The sequence below is a fragment of the Acinetobacter sp. 24-47-66 genome, assembly GCF_056779755.1.
Map to the genome: position 1 here is coordinate 1 of NZ_JBWYIL010000016.1, position 16,841 is coordinate 16,841.

14 protein-coding genes and 4 tRNA genes are annotated in these 16,841 nt (G+C 39.2%); 5 read left to right on the top strand and 13 right to left on the bottom strand.

Annotated features, from left to right (window positions below; genetic code table 11):
* The first annotated feature begins 301 nt into the window (after positions 1–301).
* From yfiR to yfiB, 3 genes are read left to right on the top strand one after another with little or no spacing between them, the layout of a single operon-like run.
* Positions 302–754 (top strand): regulatory sequestration protein YfiR, encoded by a 453-nt coding sequence (gene yfiR, locus AC1M84_RS12420; protein ID WP_481595112.1) that lies wholly within the window; start codon positions 302–304, stop codon positions 752–754.
* A gap of 5 nt (positions 755–759) precedes the next feature.
* Positions 760–1,977, top strand: a complete 1,218-nt coding sequence (dgcN, locus tag AC1M84_RS12425) for a diguanylate cyclase DgcN/YfiN (protein ID WP_481595097.1) — start codon at positions 760–762, stop codon at positions 1,975–1,977.
* Between the two features lie 24 nt (positions 1,978–2,001).
* Positions 2,002–2,481, top strand: a complete 480-nt coding sequence (gene yfiB / locus AC1M84_RS12430; RefSeq protein WP_035267906.1) for an outer membrane lipoprotein YfiB — start codon at positions 2,002–2,004, stop codon at positions 2,479–2,481.
* Between the two features lie 110 nt (positions 2,482–2,591).
* On the opposite strand, the gene AC1M84_RS12435 is transcribed toward yfiB, so the two are convergent.
* The 8 genes from AC1M84_RS12435 to secA form a co-directional block, all read right to left on the bottom strand.
* Positions 2,592–2,668: transfer RNA gene (locus AC1M84_RS12435), tRNA-Pro, on the bottom strand.
* Positions 2,669–2,685: 17 nt separating this feature from the next.
* Positions 2,686–2,761: transfer RNA gene (locus AC1M84_RS12440), tRNA-His, on the bottom strand.
* Positions 2,762–2,798: 37 nt separating this feature from the next.
* Positions 2,799–2,875, bottom strand: a tRNA-Arg gene (locus AC1M84_RS12445).
* A 47-nt stretch (positions 2,876–2,922) separates the two neighbouring features.
* Positions 2,923–2,999 (bottom strand) — tRNA-Pro (locus AC1M84_RS12450).
* A 156-nt stretch (positions 3,000–3,155) separates the two neighbouring features.
* Complete coding sequence (nadA, locus tag AC1M84_RS12455; protein ID WP_481595113.1) at positions 3,156–4,223, bottom strand: quinolinate synthase NadA; 1,068 nt, start codon at positions 4,221–4,223, stop codon at positions 3,156–3,158.
* A 114-nt stretch (positions 4,224–4,337) separates the two neighbouring features.
* Complete coding sequence (argJ, locus tag AC1M84_RS12460; RefSeq protein WP_035267912.1) at positions 4,338–5,558, bottom strand: bifunctional glutamate N-acetyltransferase/amino-acid acetyltransferase ArgJ; 1,221 nt, start codon at positions 5,556–5,558, stop codon at positions 4,338–4,340.
* A 170-nt stretch (positions 5,559–5,728) separates the two neighbouring features.
* Positions 5,729–6,079 carry a hypothetical protein gene (locus AC1M84_RS12465; protein ID WP_092768561.1) on the bottom strand — a complete coding sequence of 117 codons (351 nt, stop codon included), beginning with the start codon at positions 6,077–6,079 and terminating at the stop codon, positions 5,729–5,731.
* Positions 6,080–6,213: 134 nt separating this feature from the next.
* A complete protein-coding gene (gene secA / locus AC1M84_RS12470; protein ID WP_092768537.1) occupies positions 6,214–8,928 on the bottom strand; it encodes a preprotein translocase subunit SecA in 2,715 nt (904 codons plus the stop codon).
* A gap of 330 nt (positions 8,929–9,258) precedes the next feature.
* On the opposite strand from secA, the gene AC1M84_RS12475 reads away from it, so the two are divergent.
* Entirely contained in the window at positions 9,259–9,900 is a 642-nt protein-coding gene (locus AC1M84_RS12475) for a peroxiredoxin (RefSeq protein ID WP_092768535.1), read from the top strand.
* A gap of 144 nt (positions 9,901–10,044) precedes the next feature.
* Here the strand turns inward: AC1M84_RS12475 and AC1M84_RS12480 are convergent, their stop codons facing one another.
* From AC1M84_RS12480 to trpA, 4 genes are read right to left on the bottom strand one after another with little or no spacing between them, the layout of a single operon-like run.
* Positions 10,045–11,007, bottom strand: coding sequence for an SPOR domain-containing protein (locus tag AC1M84_RS12480; protein WP_481587984.1), 963 nt, complete (start codon positions 11,005–11,007; stop codon positions 10,045–10,047).
* Complete coding sequence (folC, locus tag AC1M84_RS12485) at positions 10,994–12,283, bottom strand: bifunctional tetrahydrofolate synthase/dihydrofolate synthase (protein WP_092768531.1); 1,290 nt, start codon at positions 12,281–12,283, stop codon at positions 10,994–10,996. Before folC ends, AC1M84_RS12480 begins: the two co-directional genes overlap by 14 nt.
* Positions 12,280–13,176, bottom strand: a complete 897-nt coding sequence (gene accD, locus AC1M84_RS12490) for an acetyl-CoA carboxylase, carboxyltransferase subunit beta (RefSeq protein ID WP_481595098.1) — start codon at positions 13,174–13,176, stop codon at positions 12,280–12,282. Before accD ends, folC begins: the two co-directional genes overlap by 4 nt.
* Positions 13,173–13,976: a tryptophan synthase subunit alpha gene (trpA, locus tag AC1M84_RS12495; protein ID WP_481594021.1), complete on the bottom strand. Its 804-nt coding sequence runs from the start codon at positions 13,974–13,976 to the stop codon at positions 13,173–13,175. The genes accD and trpA overlap by 4 nt, the downstream gene beginning before the upstream one ends.
* A 351-nt stretch (positions 13,977–14,327) precedes the next feature.
* Here trpA and AC1M84_RS12500 point away from each other — a divergent pair, with 351 nt between their 5' ends.
* Positions 14,328–15,665 carry a Na+/H+ antiporter NhaC family protein gene (locus AC1M84_RS12500; protein WP_481594020.1) on the top strand — a complete coding sequence of 446 codons (1,338 nt, stop codon included), beginning with the start codon at positions 14,328–14,330 and terminating at the stop codon, positions 15,663–15,665.
* 63 nt (positions 15,666–15,728) lie between these two features.
* Here AC1M84_RS12500 and AC1M84_RS12505 read toward each other — a convergent pair whose 3' ends face one another.
* Positions 15,729–16,784 (bottom strand): AraC family transcriptional regulator, encoded by a 1,056-nt coding sequence (locus AC1M84_RS12505; RefSeq protein ID WP_481587987.1) that lies wholly within the window; start codon positions 16,782–16,784, stop codon positions 15,729–15,731.
* Positions 16,785–16,841 lie beyond the last annotated feature (57 nt).

The window sequence follows — 16,841 nt, forward strand, 5'->3', positions numbered from 1 at the left end:
ATCCTTGTTTTTCAACAAGTTTTAATCAACATCACCGCCGATGGATGTGCATTCTACAGCATTCCTCTCCCAATGCAACCTCTTTTTTAAATATTTTAGTATTTTTTTAAATTATGAGTATTGAGTGGGTATTTAATAATCAAATTCACATCATTCAGTATGATATCGATAAAAAATCGAACACTTTAACTTTATTAAAATTAGATTAGAATAGTCTCTATTATTTAACTGACTAGAACTATGTTACTAAATGGCTATATTTAAAATCAAAAAAGCCGTATTGATCTCCCTACTGCTTTTGATGTGCAGCTTTAGCCATGCCAATTCCAACCAGAACATTTATCAAATGACTCTATCTATTTTGAGCTATGCCAAAATTTCATCTCCACAACCAGATTTATGTCTAATTGATAACACTGTGGCATTAGCAGAGTTTAATCAAATAATTCTAAAGCAAAATTCAAAGATCAAAGCACAAAATATTCATGATTACGAATTAAACAAGACCAATTGTGATGTTATATTTTTCTCTAAATCTTCTCCAACAGTCGAACAAAAGCTCATCGGAGAATCACTAAAGAAATCAATTCTCTCATTTTCAACAAATAATGAAGATTGCGAGGTTGGAAGTGTTTTCTGTCTCTATAGCAATAAAGCAGGTATTACAAAATTTAAAGTCAATTTAGACAGTCTTGCAAAAACCAAAATCCACGTTGATCCTCGTGTATTACTTCTTGCACAGAACATGGAGTAATTCAGATGATTGATAAATTTTTTGGATTAACTTCACTCCAATCACTATTTAGAAGATCACAATTTTTAATTTTTGCGATTACTTTTTTGATCTGCACTTTAATTTTTGCAACGATTTCAATTTTTACGGTGAAATCATACGCCAATCAAAACTTAACCTTAGTGAGTCGCACAATTGCGGAACGCATTCAACCTGCTCTTGTTTTCCAAGATAAATACACTTTAGACAATATTTTACACGAGTACACACAACAACACTCAATTCGCCTTATCCAAGTATTGGATAGCAATAAAGTTAAAATCACTGAAAGCAGCAAACTGATAGATCGCCATTCAGAACTTCAAACTTGGTTTGATGGATTATTTTTTTCTAAGCCGATTCAAATTGAAGTTACCCACAATGGACAATTGGTCGGTGAGCTTCATCTATTCGGCAGTTCTCAAGATATCATTTTATTCATTATCAAGATTTGCTTAGCCTTGATTTTAGGTATGCTTTTTATGATTTTCGCCTTATGGTGGTCGGTTAATGCAACCTATCGTCATATTATGAATTCTATATCACCAATTATTCATACAGCACAATTAGTGAGTCAACAAAAAGCATATAATCTCCGCTTTCCAAAAAATGATATTCAAGAATTTCATCATCTAAACTCAGTATTTAATCAACTATTAGAAGAAATTCAATCTTGGCACAATCAGTTACAGTCTGAAAATACTCAGCTTAATTATCAAGTACAACATGATGAATTAACACAATTACCAAACCGACATTACTTTTATAAAGTTTTGTGTAGCCTTTTCGATCAGCCTGATAAACGTGAAAATACTGTTTTGATTTTTATAGATAACAATAAATTTAAGTCTATTAACGATCAATATGGTCATTTAGTAGGGGATGAAGTGTTGAAAGAGATGGCTAAACGATTAAAACAAAACACTCGTCAAAATGATTTTGTCGCAAGATTAAGCGGTGATGAATTTGCAATTATCCTAAGTCCTGTCAGTCAGGTGGATCACTTAATTTCGATCGCCGAAAATCTTATAAAATGTTCTGATGAACCCTTAAAATATGACGGACAATCAATTCATTTTAGTTTTAGTCTTGGTATTGCTTTGGCTAAAGAAGCTCATAACCCAGAGGACTTAATTTCTCAAGCAGACCAAGCGATGTACAAAGCGAAGAATCTAAAACATCATTGGCACATATTTCAACAATAGAGTTTTTACTGAGGATTAATACCTATGCTCAATCGTAGTTTCAAACTTTTTATCATGAGCATTCTTTGTATAGGATTAAGTGCATGCTTGGGTATGGGATCTTTAAGCTATAAACAAGTAAAAATGTTAAAACAACAAGGTTTCGTACTCACAGAGGAAGGTTGGAGTTTGGGACTACCCGAACGACTTCTTTTCGATTTCGATCAGGCTGAAATCTCTAAAAAAAATCGTGAACAGATTCAACATCTCGCAGCACAACTACAAAAGTACAATTTAAAGAAAGTCCGTATCGTCGGTCATACCGATCTTATTGGCAATCCAGATTATAATTTTAAACTTTCTGAAAGCCGTGCCCGAAGCGTAAGCACTATTTTTATTGAGGAGGGTTTTAACCCAGCTCATATCCAAACCATTGGTCGCGGTTCAACCCAACCTATTAATACTGCAAATACTGACGCTGCCCATGCAGAAAATAGACGCGTTGCTGTTATTATCGTGCCTTAAACACTCAACAAAAAAAGATCCTGATAGGATCTTTTTTTAACAGCAAAAATCAGACATAAAAAAACCGCTTAACGCGGTATCTTTTATCTGACCATTTATAATGAAATAAATGGTCGGAGCAGTAGGATTCGAACCTACGACCCCCTGGTCCCAAACCAGGTGCACTACCAGGCTGTGCTATACTCCGATTACATCGGTTTGTGTTGGGGTGAATGACGGGATTCGAACCCGCGACAACCGGAATCACAATCCGGGGCTCTACCAACTGAGCTACATCCACCATCACAAAATTTGGTTCTATAAAATCAAGCGACCAATGGCGCGCCTGACAGGATTCGAACCTGTGACCATCCGCTTAGAAGGCGGATGCTCTATCCAACTGAGCTACAGGCGCATTACCCATGATTGCGAGATCATTGGAAAACCTTTGCCTTGAAGAATTGGTCGGAGCAGTAGGATTCGAACCTACGACCCCCTGGTCCCAAACCAGGTGCACTACCAGGCTGTGCTATACTCCGATTCATCTCAGCTTTTGTACCGTTCAACTTATCGTTTGATGTATCGTTCGGTACGGTGTGCATTCTAGGCGTGACGCTGGATAACGTCAACACCTATCTTCAAAAAAATTCAAAAAAACACTTCAAATGTATATTTATCAAGCATTTTGACTAATATTAACGCTTTAATGACGCACTAAAGTTTAACATTCGATCTAATGGTAATTTAGCGCGCTCTGCTAAAGCGGGATCAACATACACTTCCTGATCACCATGTCGTAAAACATGCAAAATGCCATCCAATTCATTCATTGCCATCCATGGACAATGTGCACAAGAACGACAAGTCGCTCCCTCACCTGCCGTAGGAGCCTCAATCAAAGTCTTATTCGGCACCATTTGCTGCATCTTATAAAAAATACCGCGATCGGTCGCAACAATCATTGTTTCATGCGGTAGTTCTTTTGCAGCCTTAATCAATTGCGAAGTACTTCCTACTGCATCAGCAACATCAATCACCGATTCTGGAGATTCAGGATGGACTAAAACTGCAGCATCAGGATAGATGGCTTTCATCTGAGCGATGCCACGTGCTCTAAATTCTTCATGTACGATACAAGAACCATCCCAGAGCAACATATCCGCTCCAGTTTTCTTTTGAATGTAACGTCCTAAATGCTGATCAGGTGCCCAAATAATTTTTTCACCTAAACTATCTAAATGCTCAATAATTTCGACAGCACAACTGGATGTTACCACCCAATCTGCACGTGCTTTTACCGCAGCTGAGGTATTTGCATAAACCACAACAGTATGATTAGGATGAGCATCACAGAACTTGCTAAACTCATCTACAGGACAACCTAGATCGAGTGAACAAGTTGCCTCTAAAGTAGGCATTAAAATGGTTTTGTTAGGTGATAAAATTTTAGAAGTTTCACCCATAAACTTCACACCAGCCACAACGAGTGTTGTCGCATCATGGTCACGCCCAAAACGTGCCATTTCAAGTGAATCTGAAACACAACCACCAGTCAGCTCCGCAAGCTCCTGTACGACTGGATCACAATAATAATGAGCAACCAATACCGCATTACGCTTTTCCAATTCAGCTTGGATTTCAGCAAATTTTTGCTGCTTTAACTCTGGTGTTAAATCTTGATTGTTAGATTCATCAATCAGGTCTAAATGAGCTTGAACAATTGCTTTCGCATCATTTGCAATTAAATTGGTTGCATCATTCATTATTTGCATCTCTATCCATAGCGCTTATAAATATAAGCAATTACACACAGATTGGATTTGACCAATCATTAAAATTTGATAAATAAAAAGCCTCAACAGGGAGGCTTAATTTATTTAAGAACGATAATCTGCGTTGATCTTGACATAATCATATGACAAATCACAGGTGTAAACCGTATCTTTGGCAGAACCACGGCCCAAATCAACGCGAATAGTAATTTCTGATTGATTCATCACTTTAGCACCAGCCTCTTCTGTGTAATCTGCCGCTGCACCACCATCTTTACAGATCTGGACATCATCTAACCATACTTGGATTTTGTCGACATTTAAATCTTGGACCCCAGCATAACCAATTGCAGCCAAGATACGCCCCCAGTTAGGGTCAGAAGCAAAGAACGCTGTTTTTACCAAAGGTGAATGTGCAATGCTGTAAGCGATATCACAACACTCTTGCGTATTTGCACCACCTTCAACTGAAACAGTTATAAATTTGGTTGCACCTTCACCATCTCGAACGATTAACTGAGCCAAGCGCTTCATGACACGTGTAAGTACATCTAAAACAACAGAGTAACGAGCATCTTCTTTAGATGTAATTTCAGCACCACCTGCTTGACCAGTTGCTGCAAAAATACAAGAGTCATTAGTAGATGTATCACCATCAATCGTGATGCGATTAAATGATTGTTCAACCGTGGTTTTTAATAGTTTTTGAACCAATTCACGAGCAATAGGCGCGTCTGTCGCTACGAAAGACAACATTGTTGCCATATTAGGACGGATCATTCCTGCACCTTTTGAAATCCCCGTCATTGTATAAACAACCCCGTCAATTTCAAATTGTTCAGAAGCACCCTTAGGTAAAGTATCCGTCGTCATAATACCTGATGCTGCCTGAGGCCATACATCATCTTCAAGACTCTCAAATGCTGGTTTTAACCCAGCAATCAAACGCTCCATGGGTAATTGTTCACCAATTACGCCTGTTGAGAATGGCAAAACTTCGTTCTCATTTACACCAGCAATTTTGGCAAATTCAGCACAAGTGTCCTTTGCATTTTTCAAACCTGTAGGACCAGTACCTGCATTCGCATTGCCTGTATTAATTACAAGGTAACGTGGATTTGTTTGAGACAAATGCAGTTTTGAAATATGTACTGGCGCTGCGCAAAAAGCATTTTGGGTAAATACACCTGCAACTTGAGTGCCTTGTGCAAATTCAAATACAACCAAGTCACGTCGATTTGGGTAACGTACATACGCTTCTGCTGAGCCAATTCTTACACCCTTTACCACATGCATTTGTGGCATTGATACGTCACCCACCGCCATTTTTGATTGTCCGAATTAAAAAAAATGATGGCTAAGCTTATTAGAAATTAGAAAAAAAATCGAGTGAATAAGGCATTAGGGTTGATTGAAATTGAATGATTTGAAATAAATCTCGATCCCTAAAAACAATAAAGCCAGTCAAAGACTGGCTTTAGTACGAAATTCTAAAATTAATTAGATACAGTTTGTTCTAATAAAGCTTGTTTTGCTTTTTCTTGACTTGAACTTGAAAGAGCTGGATTTGATGCAACAATACGATTTGCTGTAGCTGGTGTTGCAGGTGCTATTGCAGCTGTTTGAAGAATAATTGGTCGACCAGCCGTATTACCAAGTGTATAACGAATACCAGTGCGTGGACTTATCACCGTTGTGGAGTCATTTTTAACTTCAGTTTGTGCTTGAGTAACACCCGCAGCTGCTTGAACTTTCGCTAGAGGTACAGTTTTTGTATCAGTATTGGCAAATGCAAAAGCTGGTAAAGCAAAAACTGCAAATAAAGCCGGTTTTAGTATTTTTTTCATTGTCGCTTCCATATATTCAATCATGCAAAATTAAATAGCATTAACTGAGAAAATTGGCAATGCTTATTCACATGAACTGACCAAGCACTATAATAAAATAAAAAAAGCAGAACCTAAGTTCTGCTTCATGAAATTTAGATTTTACCGTGACACTGCTTGTATTTTAAACCAGAACCACATGGACAAGGTGCATTACGGCTTTGAGGTGGCGTAATCTCAACTTCATTCTGATCCAATTCTTGAGTATTAACTGTTTGCTCACCTGTTAAACCATCAACTTCAGCATGAGAAAGTGAAAGTTGCATCGCTTCAGCTTGAGCTTGCTGCTGTGCTTCCATTTCTGCCAGCTCTTCAGGCGTTGGTAATCGCACCAATGAAAGATCTGTCACAACATCAGACTTAATGACAGCTAACATATTTACAAACAGATTAAATGCTTCTTTCTTATATTCCTGCTCAGGATTCTTTTGCGCATAACCGCGTAAATGAATACCTTGACGTAAATAATCCATCGCTGCTAAATGATCTTTCCAGTGGCGATCTAAAGAACTTAACATAAAGTTTCGTTCTAACACTGCTGCAGATTCAGCCCCCATTTGTTCACGACGCGCACGATAGCGTTGTAAAACCTCATCAGTAATACGACGTGCTAATGCTTCTTCATCTAATCGACGATCTTGATCCAACCATTGCTGCACAGGAAGATCAATATTAAAGTCTGAGCGTAATGCAGATTCAAGACCTGGGACATCCCACTGATCATGAATTGATTCAGGTGGGATATACGTTTCAATCACCCCTTTCATCACTTCTTCATGCATTGACTCGATGTATTCTTGCAATGTACTTTCTGCCAGAATTTCATCACGCTGTGAGTATATAATTTTACGTTGTTCATTATTTACATCATCATACTTCAACAGGTTCTTACGAATATCGAAGTTACGTGCTTCAACCTTACGTTGGGCGTTTTCAATCGAACGAGACACCATTTTATGTTCAATGGCTTCATTTTCTTGCAGACCCATTGCACGCATCATTGCGACGACACGATCACCTGCAAAGATACGCATCAAATCATCTTCTAACGATAAGAAGAAACGCGAAACACCTGGATCACCTTGACGACCTGAACGACCACGTAATTGGTTATCAATACGACGAGATTCATGACGTTCAGAACCAATAATGTGTAAACCACCAGAATTCAGCACCAGTTGGTTATTTTGTTCCCATTCTGCTTTTAAACGTGCTTCATCTTCAGGAGTTGGATTTTCAATTTTCGCCAGTTTCGCTTTCCAGTTACCACCGAGCAAGATATCCGTACCACGCCCTGCCATGTTGGTCGCAATAGTCACGGCACGTGGAGAGCCAGCTTGTGCAATAATATCCGCTTCACGCTCATGCTGTTTGGCATTCAGCACTTCGTGTGCGATACCCGCTTCTTTCAGTTTATCCGATAAGATTTCAGAAGCTTCAATTGTTGCCGTACCAATCAAAATCGGTGCAACACCAGCTTCATGAATTTTCTTAATTTCTTCAATAATCGCATTGTATTTACCATTACGATTCAAATAAATTAAGTCATTCAGATCTTTACGAATCATTGGACGATGGGTTGGAATCAACACCACATCTAAGCCATAAATTTCTTTCATTTCAGCAGCTTCAGTATCTGCTGTACCTGTCATACCTGAAAGTTTACGGTATAAACGGAAATAGTTTTGGAATGTGGTCGTTGCAAGCGTTTGGTTTTCAGGTTGAATCTCTAAACCTTCTTTTGCTTCTACCGCTTGATGCAAACCTTCAGACCAACGACGACCAGGCATCGTACGACCTGTATTTTCATCGACAATAATCACTTCACCGTCATGGACGATATAATGCACGTTACGATGATACAAGTAATGTGCACGAATAGAAGCTGTGACATGATGAACAAGATTTAAGTTGGCTGCAGAATATAGACTTTCACCCTCTGCCAATAAACCCATCGCAATAAGTTCACTTTCAATGGCTTCAAAACCAGCTTCTGTAATTTCGACTGAACGTTGTTTTTCATCGATCCAGAAGTGTCCACCATCTGCAACTTTTTCTTCTTTTTGAGCATGTAACTTTGGCGGAATCGCATTCATTGCCGCGTAAAGTTGTGAGGAATCTTCGCTTTGACCCGAAATAATAAGTGGAGTACGTGCTTCGTCAATTAAGATTGAGTCAACCTCATCGATAATCGCATAGGCAAGACCACGTTGTTTTTTCTCGGCTAATGAGAACACCATATTGTCACGAAGATAGTCGAAACCAAATTCGTTGTTTGTACCGTAGGTAATGTCTGCTCGATAAGCTTCTGCTTTTTCGACAGGATTCTGCATGGAGTAAATCACCCCAACAGATAATCCCAAAAATTCATAAAGTGGACGGTTTAACTCAGCATCACGTTGCGCCAGATAATCATTGACAGTAATAACGTGAACACCTTGTTCACTAATTGCATTTAAATATACAGCCAAAGTACCCATTAGGGTTTTACCTTCACCTGTACGCATTTCTGCAATTTTACCTTCATGTAGGGTAATACCACCAATCAACTGTACGTCATAATGACGCATACCCATAATACGCTTACCAGCTTCACGACATACCGCGAAAGCTTCTGGTAACAAGCGATCAAGACTTTCGCCGTTTTTATAACGTTGTTTGAATTCTTCTGTTTTTGCAGATAAGTCTGCATCACTTAACACAGATATCGTCGGCTCGAGCGCATTGATCTTCTCGACAATTTTACGCATACGCTTCAATTCGCGCTCGTTTTTAGTACCGAAGATTCCTCCGATCAGACTTGCCAACATATAGACTCTCTAAAACTTACTTATCAAAATGATTTTTCTCAAACGTTATTATGGTGCTAGAAATTTGAAGTACAAGGGTTTTAAACAAATGCAATCAAAAAATTTCTGGATTATTTTCCATGACGCATGAGCAACGGCGAGTTAATGTAGCAAATTTGATCAGAAATATATATCGTTCAAATTCAAATTTATGAACGTTTATTCGCCTCCAGAGAGTGAAACAAATCTGTTTTTTTCATAACCAAATAAAAAAACACTATTTTTAATTATAAATAGTTTCCGCCATATTAATTTCAGCACATTAAGGTTTTGATAAGAATAGAGGTATATATGGCATTACGTTTAGGTGACACCACTCCAGACTTTGAACAGCAATCAAGTGAAGGAGTAATTAATTTTTATGATTTTCTAGGAGATCATTGGGGAGTTTTATTTTCACACCCTGCCGACTACACTCCCGTATGTACGACGGAATTAGGTTTTACAGCAAAACTAAAAGACGAGTTTGAAAAACGTAATGTTAAAGCGATTGCTCTCTCTGTAGATGATGTTGAATCACATCATGGTTGGATTAAAGATATCAATGAAACTCAATCTACCACGGTAAATTTCCCAATCATTGCTGATCAGGATCGTAAAGTTTCGACTTTATATGATTTCATCCATCCCAATGCCAGCGAGACCCTAACCGTCCGATCTCTTGTGATCATTGATCCAAATAAAAAAGTACGCTTGATTATTACGTATCCAGCGTCAACTGGTCGCAATTTCCATGAAATTTTACGTGTTATAGATTCATTACAGTTAACAGATAACTATAAAGTGGCAACCCCTGCAAACTGGCAGCATGGTGAAGATGTTGTGATTGTTCCCTCTATTAAAGACGAAAATGAAATTCAACAACGCTTCCCTAAAGGGTACAAGGCAGTGACACCTTATCTACGTTTAACACCTCAACCTGATCTTGATTAATTTTGACGAGCCATCAAGTTTCAGCGTTCAGCCTATCCTCAGATAGGCTTTTTTTTTGATTATGGCTTATATTCTTTAACATATTAATTTAAAAAAGGATTCAAATTATAGTTTGAATCCTTTTTTCTAAAACAAAGCAAGAAACTATTGACGCTTATCCAGTGGTACCCAATCAATCACCCATGCTGATTTCATATTTAAACTTGCATCACTGTTAATTTTCTTACGTAACGCATCTGCCGAATCACGATCTTTAGATGGACCAACCATAATTCGAATACCTTTCGACGTTGGACTCTTCGTTACCTTATATCCTTTGGCACGAAGCTTAGCCGCAAGCGCATCTGCATTCGCCTCATTCGCAGCCAATGCCACTTGAACCATCCATTGACGATCTCCATTTTCCAGCAGATCACGAGCTTTTTCTGCCTCAGCTTTTTTCTTCGCTTCTTCAGCAGCTTTGCGTTTTTTCTCTTCTGCAGCTTTTTTATCAGCTTCAGCTTTCTTCTTCGCCTCTTCTGCTTTACGTTTTTCCTCAGCAGCTTTTTGCTCTGCTGCTTTCTTTTCAGCTGCACGTTTTTCTGCTTCGGCTTTACGCTTTTGTTCTTCTGAGGATTTCGCCTGTTGTTCTTTTTGCTCAGCTAAACGCTTCTGTTCAGCTATGCGTTTTTCTTCAGCCAAACGCTTTTGCTTTTCAGCTTCATCCTCAACCAATTCAGGAGGAATATTGTCTGAACTTTGCTGAGCAGCGTTTCGACGAGCATTCATTGCAGCATATTCTTCAGCAGCGCGACGTGCGGCTTCAGCTTCGGCCTCTTGTTGCATTCTTAAATATTCAGCAGCACGAGCCTCTTGCTCTGCCACAGCTTTCTCACGAGCACGTCGTTGCTCTTCAAGTAAACGCTTTTCAGTTTCCACATCAACTGTGAGAGGTTGAAGTTGTACTGCTTCAGGTTCATTCTTTTTTTGTTGAACAGCTTCAACCGGTTGTTCAACATTATTTTGGTGGATCTCTTCTTTGCCTTTTAGAAGTAATGCTGCCAATAAAACACCACCACCCAATAAAACAACACCACCCATCCAGCGTTGTTTGTTATTCATTGACATTCTCTAAATACTCCCAGACCGCTTCTAAGGTATGAAACGAACCACACACCAAAATCAGCTGATTATTTTTTGTTTCTTCAAGTGCTGATTTAAATGCGACCTGTACATTTGAATACTGTTGTACTGTCTCACCTTGAAGCGCTGACTCTAATTGTTGTAATGGTGCTGCACGAGGCACATCCATCGGCGCAATTTTCCACATAAATACCGTGTTTTTCAATAAATTAACGACTGAATCTATATCTTTATCCGCTAACATCGAAAACACAGCGATAACTTCTGTGTACTGTTTATTGTATTCTAAATAATTTCGCAATTGCTTTAACAAAAATTCTACACCATGCGGATTATGTCCCGCATCGAAAATCACTGTTTTTCCTGCGATTTCCCTTATTTCAAATCGACCTGGTAAATGTGCTTGAATAATGCCCTGCTCTAGTGCAGTTTGAGAAATTTTCAATCCACTGACCAATAATGCAGCCACGGCAGTTGAAACATTATCTAGGGCCAACTGACCACATGGTAATTTTAAGGTCAGTGCTGAACTTGAAAATGTCCAAGTTTTACCATCACCATTTGCTTGATAAAAATAATCCTGATTTAGACATGACAGCGTCGCATTACATGCAATGACTTTATCCTGAATTGATGTTGGAAGTATTTGTTGCCCACCAAAAATGACTGGAATATCTGGACGAATAATACCCGCTTTCTCAAAAGCAATTTTTTCAATGGTGTCACCCAGCCAATCTGTGTGATCCAATCCAATATTGGTAATGACCGCAACATTTGGATTAACGACATTCACAACATCCAAACGTCCCCCAAGTCCAACTTCCAATACCCAAACATCACATTTCTGTTGTTTGAAGATGACAAAAGCTGCAAGGGTTGTTGCTTCAAAAAAAGATAAACTTAAATCACATTCACGTCGTGCTTGATCAACTTGAACAAATGCTTCGATCAGAAGCTCATCTGAAACTTCCTGACCTGCGAGTTTTACACGCTCATTGAAACGATAGATATGCGGAGATTGATACAAACCGACTTGATATCCTTGAGCATTCAGAATAGAAGCTAAGGTTGTGGTTGTTGAACCCTTACCATTCGTACCAGCGACAGTAATGACTTTCGCTTGCGGGTGTGTAACGCCCAATTTTTCAGCCACAGGAATGACGCGTTCAAGCCCTAAATCAATTCCTGTAACGTGAACATGGCTCCAATAATCGAGCCATGTTTGTAAATTATCTGTACTGAGTGGAGCAGTGAGGTTCAAGGCAAATTCATCAATTTCGCTACGATACGATAAACTGTATCACGTAATGCGTGACGATGAACAATTTGATCGACTACACCATGATCAAGCAAGAATTCAGCACGTTGAAACGGCTCTTCTAACTTTTCGCGTACAGTCTGTTCAATGACACGTTTACCAGCGAAACCAATCATTGCTTTAGGCTCAGCGATATGCACATCACCCAACATGGCTAAAGATGCGGTCACACCACCATATACTGGATGAGTTAATACAACAATGTACGGAATACGAGCATCTTTCATTTTTTGAATCGCAGCTGATGTACGTGCCATTTGCATTAAAGATAACATTCCTTCTTGCATACGAGCACCACCAGAGGCAGCAAAACAAATCATTGGCTGTTTGGTTTCAATCGCACGCTCTGCTGCTTGTACAAATCGATCACCAACTACAGTACCCATCGAACCGCCCATGAAATCAAATTCAAATGCACAAGCGATTAAAGATAAACCTTTGATTTGTCCTTCCATCACCACGAGTGCTTCAGTTTCGCCAGTTTTCTCTTGTGCTTCTTTCATACGCACAGGATAAGCTTTGCTATCCACAAACTTGAGTGGGTCTTTTGCAACAAACTCTTGACCTAATTCTTTTGCGGTTTGATCAAAGAACCAATTTAAACGGTCACGTGCTTTCATTTTTAAATGCTCATCACATTGAGGACAAACATAAGCATTGAAAGACATCGCCGTACGAGTCACCAGAGCATGACATTCTGGACATTCAATCGTAGGCTCAGTAAACGTCGCTTTTAACGATTGCTGTTGATCAGGGATTTGAATACCTGGTACTGAACGATCTGTCCAAGGTGTTACAGGTGCTAAAGTTTTCCCTGATTTAACTTCTTGATTCATACTAACTCATCGAGCGCTGCTCGAAGCTCCTTGACTTTATTGACCGCCTGTTCAACTGCTTGATCAGGAGTTGTCTGTGCAAATGGTTTAACAAAAGCACTACCAACAATGACCGCATCCGCTGCGCTTCCGATTGCTTTTGCAGAGGCTGCATCACTAATACCAAAACCTACACCAACAGGTACATCCGTCATCGACTTAATTTTTTCGATGCGTTGAGCAGCTTCATTCACATCTAAAGTCGCTGCACCTGTTACACCCTTCAAAGACACGTAATAAATAAAACCACTCGCATGATTAGCGACATGTTGAATACGTTGATCTGTAGATGTTGGCGCCAACAAGAAGATCTGATCCATATCAAACTTTTTCAAGACAACATCGAGCGCTTGTGCTTCTTCAGGTGGTAAGTCCACCAACAGAATACCGTCCACACCACAGTCATGAGCAGTTGATACAAATTTCTCATATCCAATGACTTCTACAGGATTCAAATAACCCATCAACACCACTGGTGTATCTGTGTCCTTTTCACGGAATTGCTTGACCATTTCCAATGCATCCAATGTATTTGTACCGGCTGCCAATGCACGCTCAGCCGCAAGTGCAATCACTGGACCATCGGCCATTGGATCTGAAAATGGTAAGCCAAGTTCAATTACATCCACACCTGCTTCCACCATTTGATGTAACAAAGGAACCGTTACGTGTGGATGAGGGTCACCTGCCATGACATAAGAAACTAGAGCCTTACGCTGTTGAGATTTAAGCTGTGCAAATCGTGTGGCTAAACGTGACATAGGGATGTACTTTCCTTGAATTGTATAGAATTGAGGAGTTGGTTTTGTAAAATACAAGACGGCCCATTGTAACGCTATTTTTTACTCATTGAACAGAGTGTGATGAAAAGCACCAAACACTCTTTTCAGTTAAGTATTCCAAGTGCATATTTATCAATGTTTTGATTTTTTTAACAATGATCAAAAAGCTCGATTTTTTCTGTTTTTTCTAAATCATGAATATTTATATGAACTTATGTTTATTGATTAAAAATGTTTAAAAACAAATAGCTTAGCACTTACATTTTAACTTTTCTGAATTAGCCAAAGCTGTTCTATACTATACATGCTTACTCTTTTATTTCTTATGTTATGACCACAATCTCCCCAGGCAAAGCTTCTCCGCGAGCGCTTGCCCTTCTACCGCTTATTGTGTTTTTAGCCATTTTTTTGGGCAGCGGTATTTATCACACTCTGATTGGCACTGAGTTTGCCTTCTACCAAATTAAAGCACCCATTGCTGCTATCCCTGCCCTCATTCTTGCGGTATTACTTTATCGTGGCAAATTAAACACAGGTATAGATGAGTTTCTCCGTGGGGCAAGCCATCCTAATCTTATTTTAATGTTTATGGTCTTTATGCTGGCAGGTGCTTTTGCCAGTATTAGTAGCGCCATTGGTAGTGTTGATGCAACAGTACAATTAGGTTTATCTCTCATTCCTTCGGCTTTTGTCCTGCCAATGCTCTTTGTTATTTCAGCATTTATTGCTACCGCGATGGGAACCTCGATGGGTACTATCGCTGCTTGTGCACCGATCGCATTTGGCTTCACTCAAGTCACCGATATAAATCCTGTTGTTGCGATTGGTGCTGTGGTTGGAGGAGCCATGTTTGGTGATAACTTGTCTATGATTTCAGATACCACTATCGCTGCAACTCGTAGCCAACGTGTAGAACTAAAGGATAAATTTAAAGTCAATGTATGGATTGCAGTACCAGCAGCGCTTTTCACGATTTTGATTTATTTTGTGATGAGTCGTGATACGCAACAAATTTCTTTCAATGACTATAATTTTTGGCTGATTTTGCCTTATTTAGCCGTATTTACTTTGGCTTTTAGCCGATTACATGTGTTGGCTGTACTTATGCTGGGCATTGTTATGTCTGGACTCGTCGGTCTGATTCAAGCCCCTGACTTTAACCTACTTAAATTAAATAATGCGATTTACGATGGCTTTTTGGGCATGTTTGAAGTCGCATTGCTTTCAATGTTACTCGGTGGTATTTCAGCCATTATGCGAAAAGAAGGTGGCTTAGAGTGGCTAATACAACGCATTTATCAACTTACGCGTTTATTCAAAGTGGGAACGCAAAGAGCTGGTGAAATCGGAATCTGCCTTCTGGTAATCTTGTCTAATTTCTTTGTGGCAAATAATACGGTTGCCATTATTCTATCTGGCGATATGGCACGTGAAGTTGCTAAAGAATATGGTGTTGACCCAAAACGCTCGGCTGCTTTGTTGGATATTTTTTCTTGTGTTGTTCAAGGCTTAATTCCGTTTGGCGCACAATTATTATTGGCGTGTTCAATTGCAAAATTATCGCCAATGGAAATGATCCAAAACGTTTATTACTGTTGGATCTTAGCGGTGATTGCTATACTCTCCATTGCTTTTAGATATCCCAAAATACAGATGAATCAAATTTAGACTGGCATAAAAATAGAGTCTTTAAAGGTAAGCTAGATGCTTACCTTTTTTATTTTTCATGTTCTAACTTAGATTATGACGATGAATTGGACGTTGTTTAAGTTGTTTTTTAAACTGCAACAGCGTTATTCCATTATACATTTTAAATGCTCTAGCAAGCGCAGACTGATCTGAGTAACCGAGTTGCACGGCGATATCCGTTAACTCTAGCCCCTGATTTAATAGGCGCTCACATTGTGACATCCGTTCTTGCTCAAGTATGCGTTTAAATGATGTTCCGCGATCTTTTAATTGTCGTTGCAAAGTCCTCACCGACAAACATAATTCTGTCGCAATATCTTCAATCTTTGGCGCTTCGTGACGAATACGCAAATACTCAGCAATAATTAAGTGGAGTTGCCGATCAAGACTCGATTGCACGGGTTTTGATGCAATCGCCTCTTCCGCTTGTTGAACCAACAATTGCATAAGTGAAGGATCTGCTTGTTGGGGTTTTAGCTGCAACCCCTGCGTGCGAATTTGAAACTGATATTCAACTTGGCTGAACTCTACCTGACAACCATAGAACTTTTGATATTCATACAATGGTGCGATAGCTTCATGCGCCATGATCACTTTATACAGTGGAAAGGTATCGTGCACTAATATTTGCTTTGCCAATGAAACCATCATGGCATTCGTCAGCTCATTGATAAAATTATAGTCATCACAAATAAACGGCCAGCTTAAAATCAGTATTTCACCGTTCTGGTGAATCTGCATGGGTGTAATCTCTTCACCATCAATCACCAAGCGGCTAAATCTTAAAATATAGTTCAGTGCTTCCGCCACCGTCTCACTTCGTGTCGCCATATATCCAAGCACACCAAAATGCTCAGGTTTCACATATTGAGCCATTTCAAAAATATAATTGGCGCGATTCAAATAAACCTGCGTGAGAGAATTAAGTTTTAAGAAAAAAGAATAAGAGGATTGCATGGCAATCGGTGCTGCCAAAATCTTATTCAGCGTATCAACATCCTGATTTAATGCAGTCTTTATCTCTTTATCGAGCTGTTTCACTTGAATAAATGTTTGCCATAAATGGAAATATCCATTGGGTATTTGAATATCTTTCACGATGCACTATTCCTTTAGGCAAAATTGACTTTATTCATTTTCATTTGTCGTAAAATG